This is a genomic window from Daejeonella sp. (assembly GCF_037719425.1).
Lineage (GTDB): Bacteria > Bacteroidota > Bacteroidia > Sphingobacteriales > Sphingobacteriaceae > Daejeonella.
Map to the genome: position 1 here is coordinate 6,968 of NZ_JBBJNI010000101.1, position 4,849 is coordinate 11,816.

The window sequence follows — 4,849 nt, forward strand, 5'->3', positions numbered from 1 at the left end:
ATCAGCATTTTTTAAGCCTTTCGCATGATCGTTGATGATTTTCTGGTAATAAATGAGAATGGGTTATACTGTAAAAGCGGGGCGTTTTACCTCGATGCGGTAAAGCCAGTAGAGAGTGCAGTTATATCGCATGCCCATGGAGATCATGCAGTTAAAAATAATGAGAATATTTATTGCACAGCACCCACTGAAGCAATAATGAAACATCGGTACCAAAAAAATGCTGGAAGCAATTTTATCGTTTATCCTTTTAATGCACCATTTATGTTGGGCGGAGTGAGGATCACTTTTATCCCCGCCGGCCATATTATCGGGTCAGCTCAGGTGCTGATGGAGTATAACAACGTGAGATACCTTTACACAGGCGATTACAAACTTCAGGATGATCCTACCTGCGAGAAAATGGAATTTGTGATGGCAGATGTGCTTATAACCGAAACAACTTTTGCAGATCCATCGGTACAGCATCCCGATGCCGGTGAAGAGATCCGGAAATTAAACGACTTCAATCACAATGTTTTGCTGGGCTCTTATTCGCTGGGTAAGGCACAGCGACTGATAAGCCTGATCACAGAACATTGCCCGCAGCGTTCGGTACTGGTGCATCATTCCATTTTGCCGCTAAATAAGATCTATGAATCCTTTGGCTATCAGCCAGGAAAATATAATCTATACACCCGTAAATCAATGAAGCAGCCCGGTCAAAATTTGGTATATATCGTCCCTCCGTTAACTTTCGATAGCTATCTCCGCGCAAAGAATGTTGTGAGGGCATTTGCTTCCGGATGGAAGAGATTACAGGTAAATAACGGGCTGGAGCTTATGATCTCCGACCATGTGGATTGGAACGATATTCTGGTTATGATGGAACAGGTCAAGCCAAAAGAGGTTTGGACCCTGCACGGTAACGGAAAGCACCTTCGCCAACATTTCATAAACCAAATACCTGTCAAATTGTTGAACGCATGTTAATTGAGAATATCGATTATTATCTTGATGAGTACGGAAATTTGGTTTTTACAGAAAAATATCATTTGAAAAGAGGATATTGCTGTAAGAATAAATGCAGACACTGTCCATGGAAGTATGGCCAGGAAAAGGATATCGAGTCAACCGAAAAGTGAACATTCGCATATGGAGATAGAAAAAGAAATATTCAGCAACAAGTTTGAAAACAATCATCAGAAAGCCATTGTGAACCTGATCTACACCTATGGGTGGATAACTAATTTGCTTAAACTGCGGCTCAACAAGCATAAGATCACATTGCAGCAGCATAATATTTTAAGAATACTAAGGGGACAAAGTCCAAAGCCGGCAACCATAAATCTTCTTAAGGAACGGATGCTCGATAAGATGTCGGATGCGTCCAGAATCGTTGAGCGGCTTGTTCAAAAGGACCTGGTGCAGCGCTGTGTTAACGACAAAGACAGGCGGGCAGTCGATATTGTAATTAGTCAGAAAGGACTTGATATCCTGCAAAAATTAGATAATGAAATGTCTTCACGAGATATTTTGCAGGAGAACATCTCTGATGAGGAAGCCAGTATCTTGAGCGGGCTTTTGGATAAAATGCGGGGGTGAGGGGAGTGGTACGTTGTACGTGATACGTTGTACGTTATAAGTGGACTAGACGCTGTGTAAGTTAGAAGTTGTAAGAAATTTGATGGGCTGTTTCACAATGTGCGTATGCGCCCAGACGTAAAACGTATCACCTACAACGTATAACCTAATGCAGGAAGTACCCGATCAAGGCGATACTCACACCCAGCAGGACTGCTACAAATTTCTTGAGATTAAACTTGTGGTCTACACTTGATTCAAATAATATTGTTGTTGATATATGAAGAAATATACCAATGACGACCCCCATAATACTTCCAAAATAGATATCAATATCCCCGAAAGTTCCTTCACCTATTCTGAAGCTTAATAAATAGCCAATAGGGCTCATGAGTGCGAAGATTCCTAAGAGTACGACCGTTTTCATCTTGGACTGACGAGCGTGCACCAGAACGCTTCCCAGTGCGAACGCCGCTGGAATATGATGGAGAGCAATGCCGTATACCAATTCTGTATGCTGCCCTTTGGCCAGTGGCATTCCTTCCAGAAATGCGTGAAGGCAGAGACTTATCATTATCCCAATCGGAAATGCATAATGATCATGATTGTGTTTGTGGATATGACCATGTTCAATGCCTTCTGAGAACTGTTCCATGAGTATTTGAAGCAGGAACCCTCCTAAAATAAACAAGCCGATTTGCGATTCTCCAGAACTGTACACATCCGGCATAAGATGCAAGACCGTTATCGCAAATAAGTAAGCGCCGCTGAATGATAGGATGAGCTTCAGCCTGTTTGTGTTTTCGCTTTTAAAGAAGAACACACTCAGGCCGCCCAGGAACGCGCTGCCAAATAATAAGATCAGTTCCCAGATTTCCATTCCTTAAAAGCTTGTAAATGAAGTAATATTGTACTGAAAATATATCCAATCAGACCCCCGATTATGGCACCGAACGTAACGTCGAATGGATAATGTACTCCGACATATACCTGTGCAAAGCTTATGGAAAAAGCCCAGAGTATAGTTGTAAGTAGAATTGGTTTCCATCTGGTATAGAAAATCGTAATTAAAAAGAAGGCAAGAGCAAAGTGATTTGCTGCATGTGATGATGGGAGGCTTAACCCTGTTCCGCAGGGGATCAGATTGTTAACGTCAGCCTTTATGAGAGGGTTGTTGCAAGGCCTGACCCGGTCAAAGGCGGGTTTGAGTATTCTTGAAGACAAGTAGTCTGTGAAGCCAAATGTCATACCCATGAATATCAATATGAGCCAGCCTTTTCTGCCAAAATTTCTAACGAAGAATATGGCCATGAAAAGATAAAGGGGAGTCCAGAAATATCTGTTCCGCAGTAAAGGCATTAACCAGTCAAAATAAGTATTTGAGAGGCCATGGTTTATAAAAAAGAAAATATTCTGATCCAGCTGATTAAGTTGTTCAAGCATCGGCTTTGCGGCATATAAAAATTAGGCGATCGGAGCGGGTCTCATCAAAAGCATTTAGAGAGTGATCCCCAAAATTATCAACGATCTTAAAGCCGCTTTTTTCGAACATAGTTTCAAAGTCGGCAATGGTAAATGCTTTTACTTCTTCTTTAAAAGAGAAATCTTTATTCTTATGCTCGAATGAAATGCTCTTGATAATTTTTCCTCCTGCTACTTTTTTGCTGATATAGAAGTCTATTCCATCAGCATGCTTCACTTCCTGCTGAGTGAGGTTACGGAGGATCTTTTGAATGTTAAAATAATCCAGTACCAGAATGCCATCCTTATTAAGGGATTTTCTGAATGTTTTTAGTGCATTCACATGATCTTTTTCACTTTCGAAATAGCCGAAGCTGGTGAACAGATTAAAGGCTATATCGAAATAATTGATATAGAACAAATACCTCATATCATGAACATAAAAATGCAGTTTTTCGTTCTCAAACTGTTGTGCGAACCTGATACTCGAGAATGAAAGGTCAATTCCGGTTACGTCATAACCCTTTTTGTTGAGATATACAGCGTGTCGTCCTCTGCCGCATGCGATATCCAACAGGCGGGAACCTGATCCGGGTTTTAGATATGCACAGAGGTTATCAATAAAAAATTCGGCTTCCTCATCATTTCTCTGTTGATATAAGATATGATAATAGGGTGAGTTGAACCAGTTTTGAAACCACTTTCTAGGCATGTAAGATATCTGGATTTAGTGTCAAAGATAGACATTTAGTGTTTTACAGTATGGGTATAGAATGGAATTGTTATTTTTGCCCTTCATATCAGACATCGTGACTTTAATCAAATCAATTTCAGGAATCAGGGGTACAATAGGCGGCATTGCAGGTGATGGCTTAACCCCACCCGACATTATCAAATTTACAGCTGCCTACGGAAGATGGGTGGTTCAGAATACAGGGAAAAACAAGATAGTAATAGGCAGAGACGCCCGGATCTCCGGTGAGATGGTGAGGAACCTGGTGGTTGGAACCTTGCAAAGCATTGGTATAGACGTAGTGGATATCGGACTTTCAACAACTCCGACAGTTGAGGTAGCTGTGCCTGATGAGAACGCCGGAGGAGGTATTATTTTAACTGCCAGTCACAATCCTAAACAGTGGAATGCTTTAAAATTACTTAACGATAAAGGAGAGTTTATCACCGACGCAGATGGACAACTCGTGCTATCGATGGCTGAGGAGCCGGGTATTGAGTATGCCGAGGTTAGTTCACTGGGCAAGGTAACTTATGACGATAGTTATCTTCAAAAACATATAGACAAGGTTCTTGCACTACCACTGGTGGATGTTGAGATCATAAAGAAAGCAAACTTTAAAATTGCTATTGATTGTGTTAACTCATCCGGTGGAATATTTGTACCTGCTTTACTTCGCGCTCTTGGTGTCGAAACTATCTACGAACTCTATTGTGAGCCAGATGGGCATTTTCCGCACAATCCTGAGCCTCTTCCTGAAAACCTTGTAGCCCTTTCCAAGGAGGTAGTTTCCAAAAATGCCGATCTCGGTATTGCGGTTGACCCGGATGTAGATCGTTTATGCTTTGTTTCTGAAGACGGGTCAATGTTCGGAGAAGAATATACACTTGTTGCTGTAGCCGACTATGTTTTGCAGAACACTCCGGGGAATACGGTGTCGAACCTGTCATCAACGCGTGCGTTGAGGGATGTAACCGAAAGCAATAATGGTGTTTACCATGCAGCCGCAGTGGGAGAAGTGAACGTCGTTAATAAAATGAAGGAGACCAACGCCATAATTGGCGGTGAGGGTAATGGCGGGGTAATCTATCC

At 41.8% G+C, this 4,849-nt stretch carries 7 protein-coding genes; 4 read left to right on the top strand and 3 right to left on the bottom strand.

Annotated features, from left to right (window positions below):
- Window positions 1–24: 24 nt before the first annotated feature.
- Genes WKF69_RS13215 through WKF69_RS13225 form a run of 3 tightly spaced genes read left to right on the top strand, consistent with a single transcriptional unit; the run spans window position 25 to window position 1,584 of the window.
- A complete protein-coding gene (locus WKF69_RS13215) occupies window positions 25–972 on the top strand; it encodes an MBL fold metallo-hydrolase (protein ID WP_340382545.1) in 948 nt (315 codons plus the stop codon).
- A complete protein-coding gene (locus WKF69_RS13220; RefSeq protein WP_340382546.1) occupies window positions 966–1,124 on the top strand; it encodes a DUF5522 domain-containing protein in 159 nt (52 codons plus the stop codon). Before WKF69_RS13215 ends, WKF69_RS13220 begins: the two co-directional genes overlap by 7 nt.
- 10 nt (window positions 1,125–1,134) lie before the next feature.
- Window positions 1,135–1,584, top strand: a complete 450-nt coding sequence (locus WKF69_RS13225; protein WP_340382547.1) for a MarR family transcriptional regulator — start codon at window positions 1,135–1,137, stop codon at window positions 1,582–1,584.
- 145 nt (window positions 1,585–1,729) lie between these two features.
- On the opposite strand, the gene WKF69_RS13230 is transcribed toward WKF69_RS13225, so the two are convergent.
- The 3 genes from WKF69_RS13230 to WKF69_RS13240 are packed head-to-tail and all read right to left on the bottom strand — an operon-like array spanning window position 1,730 to window position 3,736.
- A complete protein-coding gene (locus tag WKF69_RS13230; protein ID WP_340382548.1) occupies window positions 1,730–2,443 on the bottom strand; it encodes a ZIP family metal transporter in 714 nt (237 codons plus the stop codon).
- The gene (locus WKF69_RS13235; RefSeq protein ID WP_340382549.1) at window positions 2,425–3,006 is read right to left on the bottom strand and encodes a phosphatase PAP2 family protein; all 582 of its coding nucleotides are present in this window, start codon (window positions 3,004–3,006) and stop codon (window positions 2,425–2,427) included. The genes WKF69_RS13230 and WKF69_RS13235 overlap by 19 nt, the downstream gene beginning before the upstream one ends.
- Window positions 2,999–3,736, bottom strand: a complete 738-nt coding sequence (locus WKF69_RS13240) for a methyltransferase domain-containing protein (RefSeq protein WP_340382550.1) — start codon at window positions 3,734–3,736, stop codon at window positions 2,999–3,001. Before WKF69_RS13240 ends, WKF69_RS13235 begins: the two co-directional genes overlap by 8 nt.
- A gap of 97 nt (window positions 3,737–3,833) precedes the next feature.
- Between WKF69_RS13240 and WKF69_RS13245 the strand changes: the two genes are divergently transcribed.
- A partial coding sequence (locus WKF69_RS13245) for a phosphoglucosamine mutase (protein WP_340382556.1) occupies window positions 3,834–4,849 on the top strand: 1,016 nt, incomplete at its 3' end.

Bases quoted from the DNA above. Each gene is read 5' to 3' on its own strand.
- WKF69_RS13215 (WP_340382545.1), top strand. From the start codon at position 25: ATGATCGTTGATGATTTTCTGGTAATAAATGAGAATGGGTTATACTGT.
- WKF69_RS13220 (WP_340382546.1), top strand. From the start codon at position 966: ATGTTAATTGAGAATATCGATTATTATCTTGATGAGTACGGAAATTTG.
- WKF69_RS13225 (WP_340382547.1), top strand. From the start codon at position 1,135: ATGGAGATAGAAAAAGAAATATTCAGCAACAAGTTTGAAAACAATCAT.
- WKF69_RS13230 (WP_340382548.1), bottom strand. From the start codon at position 2,443: ATGGAAATCTGGGAACTGATCTTATTATTTGGCAGCGCGTTCCTGGGC.
- WKF69_RS13235 (WP_340382549.1), bottom strand. From the start codon at position 3,006: ATGCTTGAACAACTTAATCAGCTGGATCAGAATATTTTCTTTTTTATA.
- WKF69_RS13240 (WP_340382550.1), bottom strand. From the start codon at position 3,736: ATGCCTAGAAAGTGGTTTCAAAACTGGTTCAACTCACCCTATTATCAT.